Origin of the sequence: Paraflavitalea pollutisoli, from assembly GCF_029360705.1 — a bacterium.
GTDB lineage: Bacteria > Bacteroidota > Bacteroidia > Chitinophagales > Chitinophagaceae > Paraflavitalea > Paraflavitalea pollutisoli.
Map to the genome: position 1 here is coordinate 281,004 of NZ_JARKMX010000003.1, position 16,886 is coordinate 297,889.

Below are 16,886 nucleotides of genomic sequence, written 5' to 3' on the forward strand. Positions count from 1 at the left end.
CTTTCTGCCAGCCATTGATGCGCACAACCTGGTAAGATACATGCCCGGCCGGGCTATGGATAGCTGGTTATTTCAACAACAGTTTTGAACAGTCAAAAAACTCACCGACAGGTGTACAGGGAAAGTATTGCCCTTTCTTAACAAGTAAAAAAGAAAACATGAAAAACAAATCAATCGTTGCCAGTACGTTCTTCGCAGGTCTATTCATGATCACCACCGGAACACAGGCTATCGCGCAAAACAAACAAGGTGTTACAACACATACCTACAGCTCCAACGCTACGGAAAAGGATAAATACGGTGTTACCTGGTACAATGTGGAAGCGAAAGGGGATAATGAAGAATGGAAACAAATTACGCTATACAGGAACGGAGAGGTACACAAGATTACCATGGTCAACGATAAGGTAACAGAGATGTACATCGGTGAAAGGAAGGTGGCCGAAGCAGATTTTGCCCAATACGAACCGATGCTCAAAGAAATGCTTGAACGCCTGAAGAAACAACGGGAAGAAGCCAACAAGGCAAGGGCAGAAGCAGAAGTAGCGCGTGCACAAGCCGAAAAGATGCGCGAACAGGCTGCCCTTGACCGGGAGCAGGCTATGAAGGCGCGGGAACAAGCCGATCGCGAACGCGAAAAGGCAGAGGTCGCCCGCGAGCAGGCTGAGATGGCCCGTAAAGTAAGCGAGAAAGACCGGCAGGAAGCCAATGAGTTGAGAAAGAAAGCCGAGCTCGCCAGGGGAGAAGCTGCACAAGCGCGGTTATTAGCAGAAAAACAGCGTGTGCAGGCCGAGCAGCAACGGGTGGAAGCGGATAAAATGCGCATGAAAAGCGACGAACAGCGTGTGCTGGCTGAGAAGGCTCGTGCAGAAGCGGCAGTAGCCCGGGTACATGCGGAGAAAGCCCGCGGAGAGGCAGAGATCGCCCGCAAAAGATCGGATGAAGACCGTAAGCAGGTCGAAGACCTGATAGATGAACTCGTACAGGGTAAAGTGATCGGCGGCCGAGAAGACTTGCATGTATTGCAGCTGACCGATGAATCACTCATCGTCAATGATAAAAAACAATCCGCTGAACTGCACCAGCGCCTGAAGACCAAGTTCCTGAAGAAATCAGGTCAGATCATCAGTTTCAAATCAAGTGCAAGCGGCACTTACTGGAACATCAACAACCAGTAGAGCAAAGTATGAGCTGCGTTTCACCGGCAACACCAGTATAGCCAATCCCAAAATGACAAAAGCCGTTTGGAGATCGATGCTCCAAACGGCTTTTGCTATTATAAGTCTCTTATTTATTTCTGGACAGTGCCGACCAGGTATGCCCCTGACGGGCAATCAATGCCTCGGCATTCTCTGGTCCCCACATACCGGCGGAGTAATTGGGGAAGTCGATCGAGTTGTGCGATTCCCACGACTCGAGGATGGGCGTTACCACATCCCAGGCAATCAATACCTGGTCCGAACGCATGAACAAGGTTGCATCGCCTTGCAGGGCATCCAGCAACAAGGTCTCATACGCTTCGGGAGACGCCGTAGAGCAGGTGTCGTAGTCGAATACCATTTCCACCGGGTTCAGGTTCATTTCCAATCCCTGCCGTTTGGCGGTAAAACGCAGGCGGATGTCCATCTGCGGCTGTATATTGATGATAAGCCGGTTGGGCGTTACGCTATCGTACAGGTGTTCCGGAAAGGACGAGTGTGGAATGGGGTGAAACTGGATGGTGATGGAAGAGGTTTTCTCCGGCATCCGCTTACCGGTGCGGATATAAAACGGCACACCCTGCCAACGCCAGTTATCGAGGTGGAATTTGACCGCCACATAGGTTTCTGCATTGGAGTGGGGGCTTACGCCGGGTTCCTCGCGGTAACCGGGTACCTTCTTGCCCTCGATCCAGCCAGCATCGTATTGACCACGTACAGCTACTTTACTTACTTCGTCGGGCTTGATGGGTTTGATAGCGCGCATCACATCGGCCTTGCGGTTACGGATCTCTTCCGCATCGAAGGATACGGGGGGCTCCATCGCGATCATGCAGAGCAACTGCAGCAGGTGGTTTTGCACCATATCACGCAGGGCACCGGCACTTTCATAATAACCGCCTCGTTCCTCCACCCCGACCTGCTCGGCCACGGTGATCTGTACAGAGTCGATATAGTTACGGTTCCACAAAGGTTCAAACAACGCATTGGCAAAACGGAAAGCGAGGATATTCTGCACCGTTTCTTTACCCAGGTAATGGTCGATGCGGTACAGCTGGCTTTCCTGAAACAGGCCTGTCAACAGGTTATTCAGGGCCATCGCACTTTCCTTGTTGTGGCCAAATGGTTTCTCGATCACCACGCGGTCGGTAGTAGGGTTGGACGCCAGTCCCTGTTTGTGCAGGTTGACAGCCACCACTTCTACAAAGCGGGGAGCGATCGAAAGATAGAACAACCGGTCGGCCCGCACATTCCATTGCTGATCTAGTGCGTTGATCTTGGCGGCCAGGTTCGAATAAGTTACCTCTTCGTTCATATTGGCCGGGATATAATGCAGCCGGCTCTTGAAATCATCCCAGGTAGGGCCGGAGGGTTTGCCCTTGCGGGAGAACTGTCCCAGACCGTCCTCGATAAAGTCAACATATTGCTGGTCGTTGAAATCATTGAGGCCAAGTCCGATGATGGCAAAGGTGTCGGGCATCCAGCCGTCGAGGAACAGGTTATAGAAAGCAGGCAACAACTTTCTCTTGGAGAGGTCGCCGCTGCCGCCAAATATCACAATGATGGTGGGGGTGGTCTTTTTCCCGGAGATCATAAAGGGTATTTTGGTAATAGGCCTTAAAGATAAGTATTGGTTCAGGAAACCGACAAACCGTAAGGCAACAATTGCTGCCGGGTCTCCTCCACACTCGTATGGTGAATGCCCTGAATGCCCAGGCTGCGTGCCACCTGCACAAATATCAGCCGGTCATCAAAATACAAGGCCTCATCCGGATTGACAAAAGCAATATCGAGTGCCAGGGTATAGATCTCTTTATCGGGTTTGCGCAGTTTTACGATGGCAGAAGAGATAAAACCATCGATAAAGGTATCGAGTTGGAACTGCTTGATGCGGTAGTCGTTCAGTTCCCGCCCTTCATTGTTGAGGGCAAAGATCTTGATACCGTACTGCTTCTTCAGTTTTTGTACAAACTGCAACATCTCTTCCAGTGGCTGCGATTGCTGGTACATAAACTCGGTGAAAGTTTCTCGCGAGAATGTGCGTGGCGTGTAGAACACAGTATAGTCCAGGTATTCATTCAACGTCATCTTGCCCGATTCGTAGGTATCGAAAGCCAGCTTGTGGCGGTCGTTGAGGTCATTGAGGTCGAGTGAGAATTTTTCGGCAGCTAACTTGCGGGAGCCTGATCCCCATCCATTCGTTAAAATCACGCCCCCCATATCGAGGAACAGTGCTTTGATCGGTGTATTCATCATAATGATCTATAATACAACAAAGCTATACGGTCTGTTCGAAGGCGCCAATGGGTAAAACGGGACCCCTGTTGTATATATCATCGAAAAACGGGGAAGTATCGTTACACAAACGACGCTTCCCCGTTTCACTATTCGGTTGGATCTTCTTATCCGAAAATCTCATTCAGTACGCCGGCGAGTCGCACGCCACCTTTCAACAAGCGGTCATTGAGCGTGTCCACGTGATCGAAATTATAACGATAGCTTAATTTTTGGTTGGGTTCCTTGATCTCGGCATACAAGGAGTTGCTGATCGTGTAGGATTCAAACAACCACTGCCGGATGGGTTGTGCCTGCCATTCCTGACGTTGTGTTTTCGTGGTAAAGTTGATGGCTTTCGTATATTCTGTATAGCTCAGTTCCTGGTAGCTGATCAGCTTTTCGTCCCATACGCTGTGCAGGTTGGTGGTTTGGTTAAACCAGGATACGCTGATCCGGTTGCCGCCCAGGTCATCGGGGCGTCCGGTATGCATGGGCTGGTGGGCATCGCCTACCAGGTGTATCAGAATGCGGAGGTAAAGCAACTTTTTATCCTGCTCCAATGATTTATTCTTCAGCTCACCAATCACAAAATTCAGTTTGGTATAGATATCCGTTGCGGTGTCTTTGGCGAGGTAGTCGTACACCTGCTGCTCGCTCAGGCCTTCTTTGAAATTGACATAATGCCAGGGGCTCAGATAATTGTAAGCTGGGTCCGACTTGATGAAATCGGGCCAGTTGGCAGACATCGCCAATGATTCGTTGCCCAGTATGGCAGCGATTTGCCGACGGGCTTTTTTAGTGAGGTAGTGGTCGGCAATTTCTCCGGTGATGCGGTGGCCGAGCATGCCCCATGCCATCGAATGAGCGGGGATGTAAAACAACAAACAGGCAAGCAATATTTTCCTGAGGTTACACATGGTAGTAGATAAATGTTTGGCCCAAATATAAGCCGTTGGCCCCATGCCGCCCATTAAGCCTGTTTTAAATCAAATGGGGCATAAAAACACCTTAAACGGGCCAATATCCCTAAATACCTCGCTGGCTTGCCATTTACATAGCCAGGGTGACTGTTTTTGGGCTTTCTGTCTGTATGCTGTGAAGGGGGTAAGGGCCAACACTGCCGCCAACAGTATACAAAGCGGTCCGGAACGGACAAAGAACCAGTCCTTTACGCCGGAGTGAGACTGGCTGGCATAAGATTGGAAAAAATCCTGTAAACAACCTTAAACGGGGAAATTGGTCCCCGCTCATCAATCCTGGCTCGATATGAATGAACGGCCTAGAAAAACGCGTACACAGGTTTTTACGCGGAAGTTGGATGCTTTCTTCCTGGATATCTATTCCATCGGACAGTTTACCGGTCGCTTTTTCCGGGAAGCGTTCCGGCCCCCGTTTGAATGGAAAGAGGTCATCCGGCAATTCTATATGGTAGGCTATAAGTCGCTGGCGCTTGTCTCCGTTACGAGTTTCGTGACCGGGATCGTATTTACCAAGCAATCACGCCCATCACTGGCCGAGTTTGGCGCCACCTCCTGGTTGCCTTCCCTGGTAGCCATTGCCATCATCCGGGCGCTGGCGCCACTGGTGACAGCCCTGATCGCAGCCGGTAAAGTGGGGTCCAATATCGGGGCCGAACTGGGATCGATGCGGGTAACCGAGCAGATCGACGCGATGGAAGTATCGGCGGTCAATCCCTTTCGTTACCTCGTAGTGACACGGGTATTGGCGACCACCTGCATGTTGCCCCTGCTGATGTTGTACATGGCAGTGATTGCCCTGCTGGGCGCCTACCTCAATGTACACAACAACGAGCAGACCAGCCTGGCAGCCTTTTTTCAAAATGCTTTTGAGCAGATATCCTTCCTGGACATCTTCTCCTCCAGCTTTAAATCGCTGTTGTTTGGTTTTACCATCGGCATTATAGGATGTTACAAAGGGTACTATACCACACAGGGCACGCAGGGCGTGGGCAAGGCAGCCAATTCGGCGGTGGTCATTTCCATGTTCCTCATCTTCATCGAGGAGATCATTGTTGTACAGGTCGTCAACTCGTTCAGGTAATCAAGACAAAGTATGAAGAAGAACAACGCACATATCAATAAAGACAACACGGTGGTGGCCATCCGCAACCTCTACAAGTCATTTGGCGACAACCATGTGTTGCGGGGCATCGACCTGGATATTTACCAGGGCGAAAACCTGGTCGTGCTGGGGCGGTCGGGTACTGGCAAATCGGTACTCATCAAGATCATTGCCGGTTTGCTGAAACCAGACAGCGGCACGGTAACTGTGTTGGGGCAGGAGGTGGATCAACTTGCCACCAAAGAACTCGATGCACTGCGGCTGAAGATCGGCTTCTCCTTCCAGCACAGCGCCCTGTACGATAGTATGACGGTGGGGGAGAACCTGGCTTTTCCCCTGCAAAGACACAACCGGAGTTTGTCGGCCGATGCCGTAAAGAAAGAGGTGGCGCGTGTACTTGAAGCAGTAGGGTTGTCGAAAGCGCTGCACCAGTTACCATCCGAATTGTCGGGTGGACAAAGAAAACGCATCGGCATTGCGCGTACTCTCATTATGCAGCCGGCCATCATGTTGTACGACGAACCTACGGCAGGTCTCGATCCCATCACGAGTATGGACATCAACAACCTGATCAATGAAGTACAGGAAAGCTACCATACCAGTTCGGTGATCATCACCCACGACCTTACCTGTGCCAAGTCGACCGGCGACCGGATTGCCGTACTGCTAGACGGACAGTTTCTGCAAACAGGCTCTTTTGAAGAAGCGGTGGAGAATAGCACCAATGAACAGGTGAAAAGTTTTTATGACTATAATTTTATCGACTAACCATGAATAGTAAAAATAAACATGCGATCACGGTAGGCTTTTTCATCTTCCTGGGCACCGTCATTTTAGTGGTGGGGATCTTCACCCTTGGCGGACAAAAGAAGACCTTCTCACCCATGTTGCATGTAAAGGCCATCTTCAACAATGTGAATGGACTCCAGAAAGGCAACAACGTGTGGTTCTCCGGCGTGAAGATCGGTACCGTAAAAAGCGTAGGCTTCTATGGTACTTCGCAGGTAGAGGTCACCATCAACATCGACCGCAATGCCCGCGAATACATACGCAAAGATGCCCATGCCAAAATCTCCTCCGAAGGCCTGATCGGCAATAAGCTGATCGTGTTGTCTGGTGGTACCCCACAGGCAGGCCCCATCGAGGGTGGAGAAACACTGGCCACCGATGAAGCCATGAATCCCGAAGAATTGATGACCACCCTGCAGACCAACAACAAGAACCTGGTAGATATCACGACGGATTTCAAATTACTAAGTCGCCGCCTGGTGGAGGGCCAGGGATCGATGGGCGCCTTGTTGAAAGATGATAACCTGTACAAAGATCTGCAGAAGACCATGGCTACGCTGCGCACCACTGCTGCCAACCTGCAAGTGGCGGCCCACAACAGCCAACAGTTGACGAGCAGCATCGCCGATTATACCGCACAGCTCAACAAACCCGGTACGCTGGCAGGTGATCTCGTGACCGACACGGTGGTGATGGCCAATCTGCGTACCTCGGTAGAACAGGTCAACCTGGCCACCGCGCAGGCCAACGCTTTTGTACACTCGCTGCGCAATGCCGGCAAGAAGTTGGATGAAGCCGACAATGCAGCTGGCTTGTTGCTGAACGATGAGCAGGTGGCGGATGAATTGCGCAATACCCTGGAGAATATCAACAGCAGCAGTAAAAAGCTCGACGAGAATATGGAAGCTCTGCAACACAACTTCCTGCTGCGCGGCTTTTTCAAGCGCAAGGCCCGGCAGGAAGCGAAAGCAGCCCGCGATAGCGCCAGGGCACAAAAAAAATAAGCCGGTCATTACGGTGACCGGCTCTGACAGGGTACTGGGTATCTCTGGCTTCTCTATAATTGACTTATTCCGATTTCAGGCTTTTGACGGGGTTGGTCAGTGCCGCTTTGATGGCCTGGTAGCCTACCGCGATCCAGGCGATGATCACGGAAAAGAGAATGGCGGCAATAAAAATACCAGCGCCCACCTGGATATGATAATGGAAATCCATCAGCCACTGTTGCATAAAGTTATAACCTACCGGTGCGGCGATCCCAAACGCCAGCAGGATCAGAATCGTAAACTCTTTCGAAAAGAGATACACGATGCTTTGAACCGAAGCCCCCAGTACTTTGCGGATACCGATCTCCTTGGTTTTCTGCACAGCCATTAAGGCGACCAAACCATACAGTCCCAGGCAGGAGATGAAAATAGCCAGCCCGGCAAATACTTTGAATAACTGTGCAATGGTAGCTTCGAACAGGGAGGGGGCAACTTATCAAGCCTGAAGTCGCTGGGAGCATGACCTGGTGACCCCAAAATAAACGGGGCAGGAACTTCAGCAAAAGCCGCTTTTCCTGCCCCGTAGTAAATATCTATTGAGCCTAGTGGCCGATTATCACAGATTGGGTAAAGTCGGCTTTCGCACCTTTTACCTGGATAAAGTATTGCCCCTTGGCCAACTGGCCTACAGGAATGGTTCTTTGCCAATAACCTGCTTCCTTGTCAAACTGTAACACCTGCACCTGCACACCCTGCTGGTTCAGTACCTTCACGGTCAGCCGGTCCTTGTCGGGCTGGTTGAACCCTACCGTGATCGAGGTAGTGGCGGGGTTGGGGAATAGTACCAGTTTACCAGCCTGCACGTCGATGGTCGACCGCAGTATAGTGAAGTAGGTCAGCTTGCCATCGAGGTCAGTCTGGCTGAGGCGGTAGTAGTTATCGCCGGTGAGCGGGCTGGCATCTTTGAAACTATAGTTGCTGCCGTTAGCCTCATTGGTGGCTGTAACACGGCCAATCGTTTTAAAGGTAATTCCATCATCCGAACGTTCAATGCTGAAGTACTGGTTGTGCTGCTCAAAACCAGTAGACCAGGTAATGGTAACACCCTGTTTGCTGGCGTCGGCGATGCGGTAATTGGTGAGGGTGACCGGCAATACCGCTTCCAGCCGGGTATATTGCAAAGCCCATTGAAAAACGTTCACGCCACTTTCCGTGAAGGTCGTTTTATAGGTTTCGGTCCAGGCATCATGTTCGTTCGATTGGAAGATGGTGGCTTTTGCGAGGGGCGTAGGAGGTGTCCGCCGGTTGTTGATGAGGCGAATATAGTCAAGGGTAGCCGCCACATCGACGTTGGGATCTCCATCGTTATGGGTAGCCCATACCGGCAGGTTAGCAGCCGCGATGTTATCGGCCTTTGAAGTCAGGGGAAGGGTGTATCCACAAATGGGAATGATACCTGCCAGTCCTTTAGCTGCAGCCAGGCTGCTGCCGGCATATTCCCAGACAATCCCACCACCCAGGCTCATACCAGTCAGGTAGATCCGGTTGGTATCGACCCTGTAGTTATCCTTGATATATTTGATGATACTGCCAGTTTCGGTTTCGTTGAGTTTATTGGCATATTGCGGAGCAATGACGATGAACTCAAAGGTTTCACCGTTCACCGTAAAGGACCGTGGAAACCCGCCCTGCCCCAGGTAGTAGGGTAAAGCATTCGCCACCATTTTATCCAGGTCGGCCGACGAACCACTGCCGCGATCACCGTCACCATGGAAATAAACCAGTACCGGATACCGCTGGTTACCAGCAGCATTGTAGTTCTGCGGCAGGTATTCCCAGTAGCCACCGGCATTGGGAATAATGGCGCGGTTAGCCATTTTTCTAAGAGATTGCGCAGCTGCCTCCAAATTCAATAAAATGCACGCCAGGGCCAGGCATGCTGTACAGACCTTGTACAAATGCTTCATGTATTTTCGTTTTCAGGATTTACCTAAGTGGATGACTGCAGCCTTTTGGGACTGCTGTGGAGATTGGATCTATGGCAAGGGAAGAATCAGAAGGTAAGCGAACAACAACGAATAAAAATCATGCCCAGGGCATTTTTATAATAGGAACGGGTTGTATTGCATGCCGCAATTTATAAATAGCGGCAAATCTTCCACAAGATATTGCATTCTGGTGTGTGCGAACTCAATTCAATGTATATTTTTTGATGCTGCATAGGCAGCACAGACCGGGACTGCACAATAGATGCAGGTAACCGATAGAAGGTTCACGTTAGTCGACCAGTGGCGCGATCAGATCTGCGAGTAAGTAGTTGGTTTCAAAAACGTGCGCACAATACGCGAGATGATTAATTTATCGGCATATTCAGGAATACTACTGATCTTTTTCCACTCGGGATCATTGACAAATGTTTTCCAGTTGCTGTCGTGGGCAGCCATATTGTCAAAAGTGAGCAGGTAGGTCAGGTTGGGCCGGGCCTCTCCAATGACGGTCTCTCCAAAAAATACGGGTGTAAGGCCGGTTCTTTTGAAGATCTCGATCTCTCCGCCTTCGTTGAACATCTCTATTTTCTTTTTACCGGCGTACTCAGTTGGACTCTCATACCGGCGCAATTCAAAGATCCTTTCTTTGAGGGCGGGAGCCACCAGCTTGGGCATTTCGGAGAACGACTTGAGCAGCGAGCTTTGGATGCGCTCATAAGCAGGGGCGTCGGCCGGTGCGCTGAGGTAATCGGCAGCAGCCTGCTGGTAGGTGATATCTTTCGCAAGGTTCATATCCGCTGACGAGAAATCTTCCACGGATGGGAATGCAATCACCACAAACAGGCGTGTACGCCCCTCAGGCTGTAATTCGGTAAAGACACCCACATTTTTTGCTCCCAACCGGTTCAGTGCGGGAATACCTGCCTGTGCCAGATAGGCCTCGGTAAGCTTTTGCTGGTCATCGTTTTTGAAAGTATATACGCGGAGCTCGTAGAATTCCTGTTTCTTTTTACCGGCATCGGCCAGGGTAGCGGCGGGTGATACGGTAGCGGCAGTAGCAGTCATAAGGCTCGATTGAATAAAGGTTCTTCTTTTCATAAACAGCATTGGTTGGGATCAAATGGAAACATTGACACCCTAAAAGTATTGAAACCTGCGCGAATTTGAAGGGCCTGGTGCAGGTAGGTTGATAAAGATCAAGTAAAAACAAACGGCCCGGACTGAATGACTTCAGCCAGGCCGTGAAGAAAGCAGTCCCTATGGCCGGAAAACTGCCGTCTATCGATGGGTACACAGGAAATATTACTACTAGGTTGTTATGGCCACCTGCTTCTTTTGCTTGCGCTTGTGCGATCGCCGGTAAACGATCTCGACGATCAGCGGGAAAATCAGCAGCGTCAAAATGGTCGAGCTGATCAGGCCGCCAATCACCACGATCGCCAGGGGCTTCTGGGTTTCTGAACCAATGCCCATCGAGATCGCGGCTGGCAGCAGACCAATCGCCGCCATCAGGGCCGTCATCACTACCGGCCTGATCCTTGAATTCACCCCTTCGCGTATCGAATCCAGCAGCGGCATCTTATGTTGAATGTTCTGCTTGAATACAGAGATCAGGATCACCCCGTTTTGAATACAGATCCCAAACAGGGCAATGAAACCAATACCTGCCGAGATACTGAAAATGGTGCCGGTAATATGGAGGGCGAGTATGCCACCGATCATCGCAAAGGGTACGTTGATCAATACCAGGCCGGCATCGGCGGCATTACCGAATGTGATAAAGAGCAGGATGAAGATGGCCACCAGCACAATAGGCACCACTTGCGATAGTTTCTTCTGCGCCCGCACCTGGTTTTCGAATTCACCACTCCACTCGATACTCATACCCTTGCTTAGTTTTACCTGTTGTTTTACCCGCTCCTGGGCATCGGCAATGGTGCTGCCCATATCCCTTTCGCGGATGGAAAACTTGATGGCAATGAAACGGGTATTTTTATCACGATAGATAAAGGCCGGACCGGTTACTGTACTGATGGTCGCGATCTCTTTGAGGGGTACGGTAGCACCATGCAGCGTGGGCACCCGCAGTTTGCTCATGGCGTATTCACTGTTGCGGAACTCCTCCGGATAGCGGATGCGGATGGGGAACTTACGGTCGCCCTGGTAAAAGTAGGACGCCGACTTACCACCGATCGCCGTTTCGATCACCGCATTGGCATCGGCAATCGTTACCCCATACATCGCCATCTTTTGTTCGCTCAATACAATACTGATCTCCGGTTGCCCCAGGTTGCGTATTACCCCCAGGTCTTTCACCCCTTCTACGGTTTTCATCACATTGTATACGCTATCGGCCACTTTATCGATGCTCTCCAGGTCATTGCCAAAGATCTTGACACCAAAGGAGGCTTTGAAACCGGCTACGGCTTCGGCCACATTGTCGATGATCGGTTGCGAAAAGTTGAGCACGATGCCGGGATATTGATTGAGCCGCTCATTCATCTCTTCGATCAGCTTGTCCTGGCTGATCTTTCGTTTCCATTCTTTTTTGGGTTTCAGGTCTACCTGAAACTGCGTAAAGTAAAAGCCGTTCGGGTCCGTACCGTCGTTGGAACGGCCGATCTGCGATAGTACGCGGCTCACCTCGTCATATTGCCCCAGTTCCTTGCGGAAGGTTTCTGCCATTTTACGGGTCTCCGTCAGCGAGTAGCTCATCGGCAATTCGGCGGTCACCCACAGGGCACCTTCATTGAGTGTAGGGAGAAACTCGCTACCCAGGAATTTGAAGGAGAACAACACAATACCCATGAAACCAAAAGCCAAAGACAGGCTGAGCTTTTTATGCCTCATCGTAAAACGGAAAGCGCTGGTCACGATGCGGTTGAAGAAATTGACCACCGGGTTATTGCGTTCGCGTACATCCTTGTTGAGCAGGATGCTGGCCAGTACGGGTACCAGCGTAAGGGTAAACAACAGCGCACCCAACAGGGCAAAGCTCAGTGTCCAGGCCAGGGGAGAGAACATCTTGCCTTCTACCTTCTCAAAAGCGAAGATGGGAATAAGGCTGGTAATGATGATCACCTTGGCAAAGAAGATCGCTTTGGCCAGCGACGAACCGGTTTGGCGGATCATACTCAGCTTGGCCATCTTATTGTATCGCTGCATGCCCACCTCGTGGGCCTTGTGCGCCATGACCACGAATAGCCCCTCGACCATTACCACCGCGCCGTCAATGATGATGCCGAAGTCGATCGCTCCCATCGACAGCAGGTTGGCACTCATGCCTTTCATGCGTAAGCAAATGAAGGCAAACAGCAGCGAGAGGGGAATGATGATCGATACGATTACGGTAGTCCGCCAGTCAAACATGAAGATGAATACGATCAGCGTTACCAGCAGAATACCTTCAATCAGGTTGTGCGTAATGGTCTCCGTGCAGAAATCCATCAGCTTGTCGCGGTCATAGAAAGGCACCATCTTGATACCCGTAGGCAGGATATTGTCGTTGAGCTCATCGATCTTGGCTTTCACCTTCGACAGCACCTCACGCGGGTTCTCGCCCTTGCGCATCACCACGATACCTTCCACCACGTCATTGTCTGCATCGAGGCCCACCTGGCCCACGCGGGGTACATGGCTCTCGATGACGGTAGCCAGGTTCTTGACGAGCACCGGCGTGCCATTGATATTGTCGACGATGATGTTTTCGATATCGCGTGTTTTGTCGAGCAAACCGATGCCCCGCACCACATAGGCCTGGCCGTTCTTTTCGATCACATCGCCACCTACGTTGATATTACTTTTGGAAACGGCATTGAACACTTCCAGCGGCGTGATATCGTACCGCAGCATCATGGCCGGGTCGACCTTGATCTCGTAGGTTTTTTCAGCACCGCCAAAAGCGACGACGTCGGCAACGCCGGGTACACTGCGCAGCTGCCGGTCGATCACCCAGTTCTGAATGGTGAGCAGGTCGGTGCTGGTCTCTCCCTTGCCCTGTACGGTATACCGGAATATTTCACCCGTAGGGCCATAGGGCGGCTGCACTTCCGGCTCTACGCCTTCGGGCAGGTTTACATTGCCCAGTAGGTTATTGACCTGTTGCCGGGCAAAGAAATCCTCCACATCATCATCGAAAATGATCTTGGTCACGGAGAGGCCAAACATGGAGATGGAACGCAACGAAGTCTTCTTTTTGAACCGGGTTCAGGTTGACCTCGATGGGCACGGTTACAAACCGTTCCACTTCTTCGGCACTGCGGCCCGGCCATTGTGTAACGATGACGATCTGGGTGTTGGTTACATCGGGAAACGCCTCCAACGGTGTTTTGATGTAGCTCCATACGCCGGCAACAATCGTCAGCAGCGTCATGAAAAAGATGAAGAACCTGTTCTTGAGCGAAAAGGTTACAATATTGGAAATAAACTTGTTCATTGTCTACAAACTTTTGCAATATGACCCGTTGACCAGTGCCCGTCTGTTGGCGGTCAAAACAATTGCCGCCATAGGAAAAGTCAGGCTCCCTGCAGCGACATCCCTTTCGCGTATCGGCTGCCGGCCAACGGTTGAATAGATCACGTTAATTGTTCAGCGCTCCGTATACCAGCAGTTGATACTGGGAGATCACTTTTTCACCATTTGCCAATCCCTGTTTGATATAAGTGGTACTGCCAATCGTTTTAAAGGGTTCGATCTCCCTGGTTTCGATATTGCATTTGTCTTTATAGACCATGACGAAATTCCGGTTCTTGTCGAAGATCACCGCTTGTGCCGGAATGGCCGGCATGCTTTCTTTGCCCTCGGTATATTCGATGTTGATCTGGGCAAACATTTCCGGCTTCAGCAGGTTGTCGGTGTTGGGTATGCGGATGCGTACCTTCATCACCCGGCTTTGCGGATCGAGAATAGAGAAAATGCGGTCTACCTTGCCTTTGAAGATCCTGTCTTTGTAAGCGATCACACTCACGTTGGCATCATAGCCCAGCTTGATCTTCGAGATATCACTTTCAAACACATTACCCATCACCCATACCTCATCGAGGTTGGAGATGATGAAGAAGGGCTGGGAACCATCCACCCGGAACTGCATCTGATCCGTAACATTCTTTTCGATGATATAGCCCGATACCGGAGCGGTAATCGTTACCCGGGCATTGTCTTTGGCACCATAGATGGCATTGGTTTCCCGGATACGTTTCAGGTCCGACTTGGCTTTCTCCAGTTCGGTCTCGGCGGCCACCACATCTTTTTCGGTAGCGAGGCCGGCTGCAAACATGTCTTTATTGGAAGCCAGGCTTTTTTCTGCGAGGCGCACATTCGATTCGGCAGAAGACTGTTGTCCCTGGTAATCGGCGATCTCACTACTACGAATGGTAGCCAGCACCTGGCCTTTGGTAACATAGTCGCCCAGCTGTACACGGAGTGCTTCTACTACGCCGCCAACAACGGGATATACTTTGATCCACTTGTCTTCATTGGCTTCGATCTTGCCCGACAGCGCGATCTCATTCTTGACGGTATCGGATTGTACGGTTGCCAGCTCTACCTTTTTCTGTAAGGTGTCGGTAAGGCAAAAGGCGGTAGGTGTGGGAGCAGGGGCAACAGTTTCTCCGCAGGATAATAATTGGAAGATCAGCACACTGCCTGCCACACGGATTATTAAGGATTTCATATCTGGTAATGTTTTAGATCGGGTTAGTTGAAGAGGGCTTTTCCGATAGCGAAATTCAGGGCTTCCTTGGCCTGGTCTTTCTCGTTGCGCAGCTGATTAAAGCGAAGCACATTGTCGCGCCAGGATTCATAGAAGTCGGTAAACTCCAGCAGGCTGATATTCTTCTTCTGGAAGTTCTCCGTAATGCCTTGCAGTAGTTTGTCGAATTGCTGCCGGAAAGCAGGATCGAAGGAATCGAGCATACGGTCCGTATTCAGCGCTTTCACATAGGCCTTCTGTACTTCATTCTCGACGGTGAACTGTTGTTGCTTGTGCAGCACCTTGCTTTGTTCCACCTGTGCCTGGGCGGCTTTGATATTGCCCTGGTTGCGGTTGAAGAAAGGAATGTCCATGGCTGCGTGCAGGAAAGTCGCGTTGTCGACATGCGCACCACGCTTGTCAAACTCAAACCCCAGTTGCAGATCCGGCGTGCGGCGCGCTTTCTGCAGCTGAAGGTTTTGCTGTGTACCGAGGGTATACGCATCGGCCGCTTTCAGGTCATATCGGTTGCTGTAGGCCGTATCGACCAGTGATTGCAACGGAAACTGCTGTAGGGTGGCCAGGTCATTGTCGGCCTCCATGGGCAAATAGTAATGGTGGTTGTCGCCGAGCAGCAATTGCAGTTCTGCCTGCAGGTCATTGAGCTCATTATCGAGTGCTGTTTGCTCGGCCTGCAAGGTGTACAACAGTGAGCGGATACGCACAGCATCCTTGAGCGTTACGACGCCCTTGGCCTGCAGGTCGCTGTAGGCTGCGTTGAGTTGCTGCAAAGTTTTGATCTGCACTTCATACGCGGCCCTCGATTGGTATTTCCGGAGGATCGAGAAATAGTTGCTGCGCAACGAATACCGCAGGGTCCGCAACAGATCATAGAACTGGTATTCGGCAATGCGGGCATTGGTGGTCGCCAGTTTGATCTGCTTATTGCGTTTGCCGGCCAGGGTGACCAGCTGTTCTACCTGGATCACGTACTGACCTGTTCGGTTGCTGATATCGAGGTATTTCCGCAGGTCGGGGTTGTACAGGTTGCCACTTACTTCCACATTCGGATTGTTGTAGAGCCTGGCCTGGATGATCTCGGCCTGCGCTACCGTGATATCGAATTTGGCAGACAGTATTGACAGGTTGTTCTGGATAAATTGTTGTTCGGCAGCTGGCAGGGTAATGCGTAAGGTATCCTGCGCCTGGGAAGCGAGTCCCGGCAGAATTACAGCAATACACACCATGCAATGCCTGAACAGAAAAAGACTGCTATTCATACATGGATAATTTTGTCAGGGCACGGAAGAACGGGCCATGAAGACATACGGAAGGCTGGAAGCTGTTTAGGCGGATTACCAGCCCATCAACGGGTTGTACACGTTTGGAAAATAAAAGAGAGCAGCAGACAGGTGGTTCTCTGTGCTGCGAGCCAATGATCAGGCTACCGAAAGGTCGGGGGGAGGTGTGAAAATATGGGAGTACCCTTTGCAGGTAGAGGTCAGTTGCAACCAGGCACTCAGTGAGTCTTTATCGATGCCATAGTTGGCAGCTACCATGGTTTTGTGGGCATGTTGAAAGTACAAGGGGTTCCAGGCAAACTTCTCCATGCCTTTCGCCTTGGGCATACCATCGCTGTCGTCGTCGTTGTCGGGCACGATGCTGTCGTCATCGAGCAATTGCTCGATGACATATTCTGTGATGCTGTCGAAGTCATCGTACTGGGCGGTAGCCGCCGTTGCGTTGAAGGCATGCGTCAGGTAGTCCAGATCGATACTCTGGTTGAGTATGGAGAAGGCGACCAATATGAGGATTATCCTTGACATGCTTTTTGACAGATTGCAAATATATAGATAGCGTTGAGAAAATGATGAG

General features: G+C 50.9%; 15 protein-coding genes. 4 read left to right on the top strand and 11 right to left on the bottom strand.

All coding sequences use genetic code 11. The features are described from left to right. Positions 1–158: 158 nt before the first annotated feature. A complete protein-coding gene (locus tag P2W70_RS08955; protein ID WP_276481102.1) occupies positions 159–1,178 on the top strand; it encodes a hypothetical protein in 1,020 nt (339 codons plus the stop codon). Positions 1,179–1,287: 109 nt separating this feature from the next. On the opposite strand, the gene zwf is transcribed toward P2W70_RS08955, so the two are convergent. The 3 genes from zwf to P2W70_RS08970 form a co-directional block, all read right to left on the bottom strand. After that, positions 1,288–2,793, bottom strand: coding sequence for a glucose-6-phosphate dehydrogenase (zwf, locus tag P2W70_RS08960; protein WP_276481103.1), 1,506 nt, complete (start codon positions 2,791–2,793; stop codon positions 1,288–1,290). Positions 2,794–2,834: 41 nt separating this feature from the next. Next, complete coding sequence (locus P2W70_RS08965) at positions 2,835–3,455, bottom strand: HAD family hydrolase (protein WP_276481104.1); 621 nt, start codon at positions 3,453–3,455, stop codon at positions 2,835–2,837. A gap of 146 nt (positions 3,456–3,601) precedes the next feature. Further along, positions 3,602–4,360 (bottom strand): S1/P1 nuclease, encoded by a 759-nt coding sequence (locus P2W70_RS08970; protein WP_276481105.1) that lies wholly within the window; start codon positions 4,358–4,360, stop codon positions 3,602–3,604. A 382-nt stretch (positions 4,361–4,742) separates the two neighbouring features. On the opposite strand from P2W70_RS08970, the gene P2W70_RS08975 reads away from it, so the two are divergent. From P2W70_RS08975 to P2W70_RS08985, 3 genes are read left to right on the top strand one after another with little or no spacing between them, the layout of a single operon-like run. After that, entirely contained in the window at positions 4,743–5,537 is a 795-nt protein-coding gene (locus tag P2W70_RS08975) for an MlaE family ABC transporter permease (RefSeq protein ID WP_276481106.1), read from the top strand. Positions 5,538–5,549: 12 nt separating this feature from the next. Next, positions 5,550–6,326, top strand: a complete 777-nt coding sequence (locus P2W70_RS08980) for an ABC transporter ATP-binding protein (protein ID WP_276481107.1) — start codon at positions 5,550–5,552, stop codon at positions 6,324–6,326. Between the two features lie 2 nt (positions 6,327–6,328). Next, the gene (locus P2W70_RS08985) at positions 6,329–7,351 is read left to right on the top strand and encodes an MlaD family protein (protein WP_276481108.1); all 1,023 of its coding nucleotides are present in this window, start codon (positions 6,329–6,331) and stop codon (positions 7,349–7,351) included. Positions 7,352–7,415: 64 nt separating this feature from the next. Here P2W70_RS08985 and P2W70_RS08990 read toward each other — a convergent pair whose 3' ends face one another. From P2W70_RS08990 to P2W70_RS09025, 8 genes are all read right to left on the bottom strand, one after another. Further along, positions 7,416–7,814, bottom strand: coding sequence for an ABC transporter permease (locus tag P2W70_RS08990; protein WP_338119826.1), 399 nt, complete (start codon positions 7,812–7,814; stop codon positions 7,416–7,418). Positions 7,815–7,935: 121 nt separating this feature from the next. Next, positions 7,936–9,210, bottom strand: a complete 1,275-nt coding sequence (locus P2W70_RS08995) for a T9SS type A sorting domain-containing protein (protein WP_276481110.1) — start codon at positions 9,208–9,210, stop codon at positions 7,936–7,938. Between the two features lie 420 nt (positions 9,211–9,630). Continuing rightward, entirely contained in the window at positions 9,631–10,419 is a 789-nt protein-coding gene (locus tag P2W70_RS09000; protein ID WP_276481111.1) for an NIPSNAP family protein, read from the bottom strand. Between the two features lie 210 nt (positions 10,420–10,629). Beyond that, positions 10,630–13,503: an efflux RND transporter permease subunit gene (locus P2W70_RS09005; RefSeq protein WP_276481112.1), complete on the bottom strand. Its 2,874-nt coding sequence runs from the start codon at positions 13,501–13,503 to the stop codon at positions 10,630–10,632. Continuing rightward, positions 13,451–13,756, bottom strand: coding sequence for an efflux RND transporter permease subunit (locus P2W70_RS09010; RefSeq protein WP_276481113.1), 306 nt, complete (start codon positions 13,754–13,756; stop codon positions 13,451–13,453). The genes P2W70_RS09005 and P2W70_RS09010 overlap by 53 nt, the downstream gene beginning before the upstream one ends. A gap of 145 nt (positions 13,757–13,901) precedes the next feature. Further along, positions 13,902–14,993 (bottom strand): efflux RND transporter periplasmic adaptor subunit, encoded by a 1,092-nt coding sequence (locus tag P2W70_RS09015; RefSeq protein WP_276481114.1) that lies wholly within the window; start codon positions 14,991–14,993, stop codon positions 13,902–13,904. A 23-nt stretch (positions 14,994–15,016) separates the two neighbouring features. Then, the gene (locus P2W70_RS09020; protein WP_276481115.1) at positions 15,017–16,291 is read right to left on the bottom strand and encodes a TolC family protein; all 1,275 of its coding nucleotides are present in this window, start codon (positions 16,289–16,291) and stop codon (positions 15,017–15,019) included. 159 nt (positions 16,292–16,450) lie between these two features. After that, the gene (locus P2W70_RS09025) at positions 16,451–16,837 is read right to left on the bottom strand and encodes a hypothetical protein (RefSeq protein ID WP_276481116.1); all 387 of its coding nucleotides are present in this window, start codon (positions 16,835–16,837) and stop codon (positions 16,451–16,453) included. Positions 16,838–16,886: the final 49 nt, after the last annotated feature.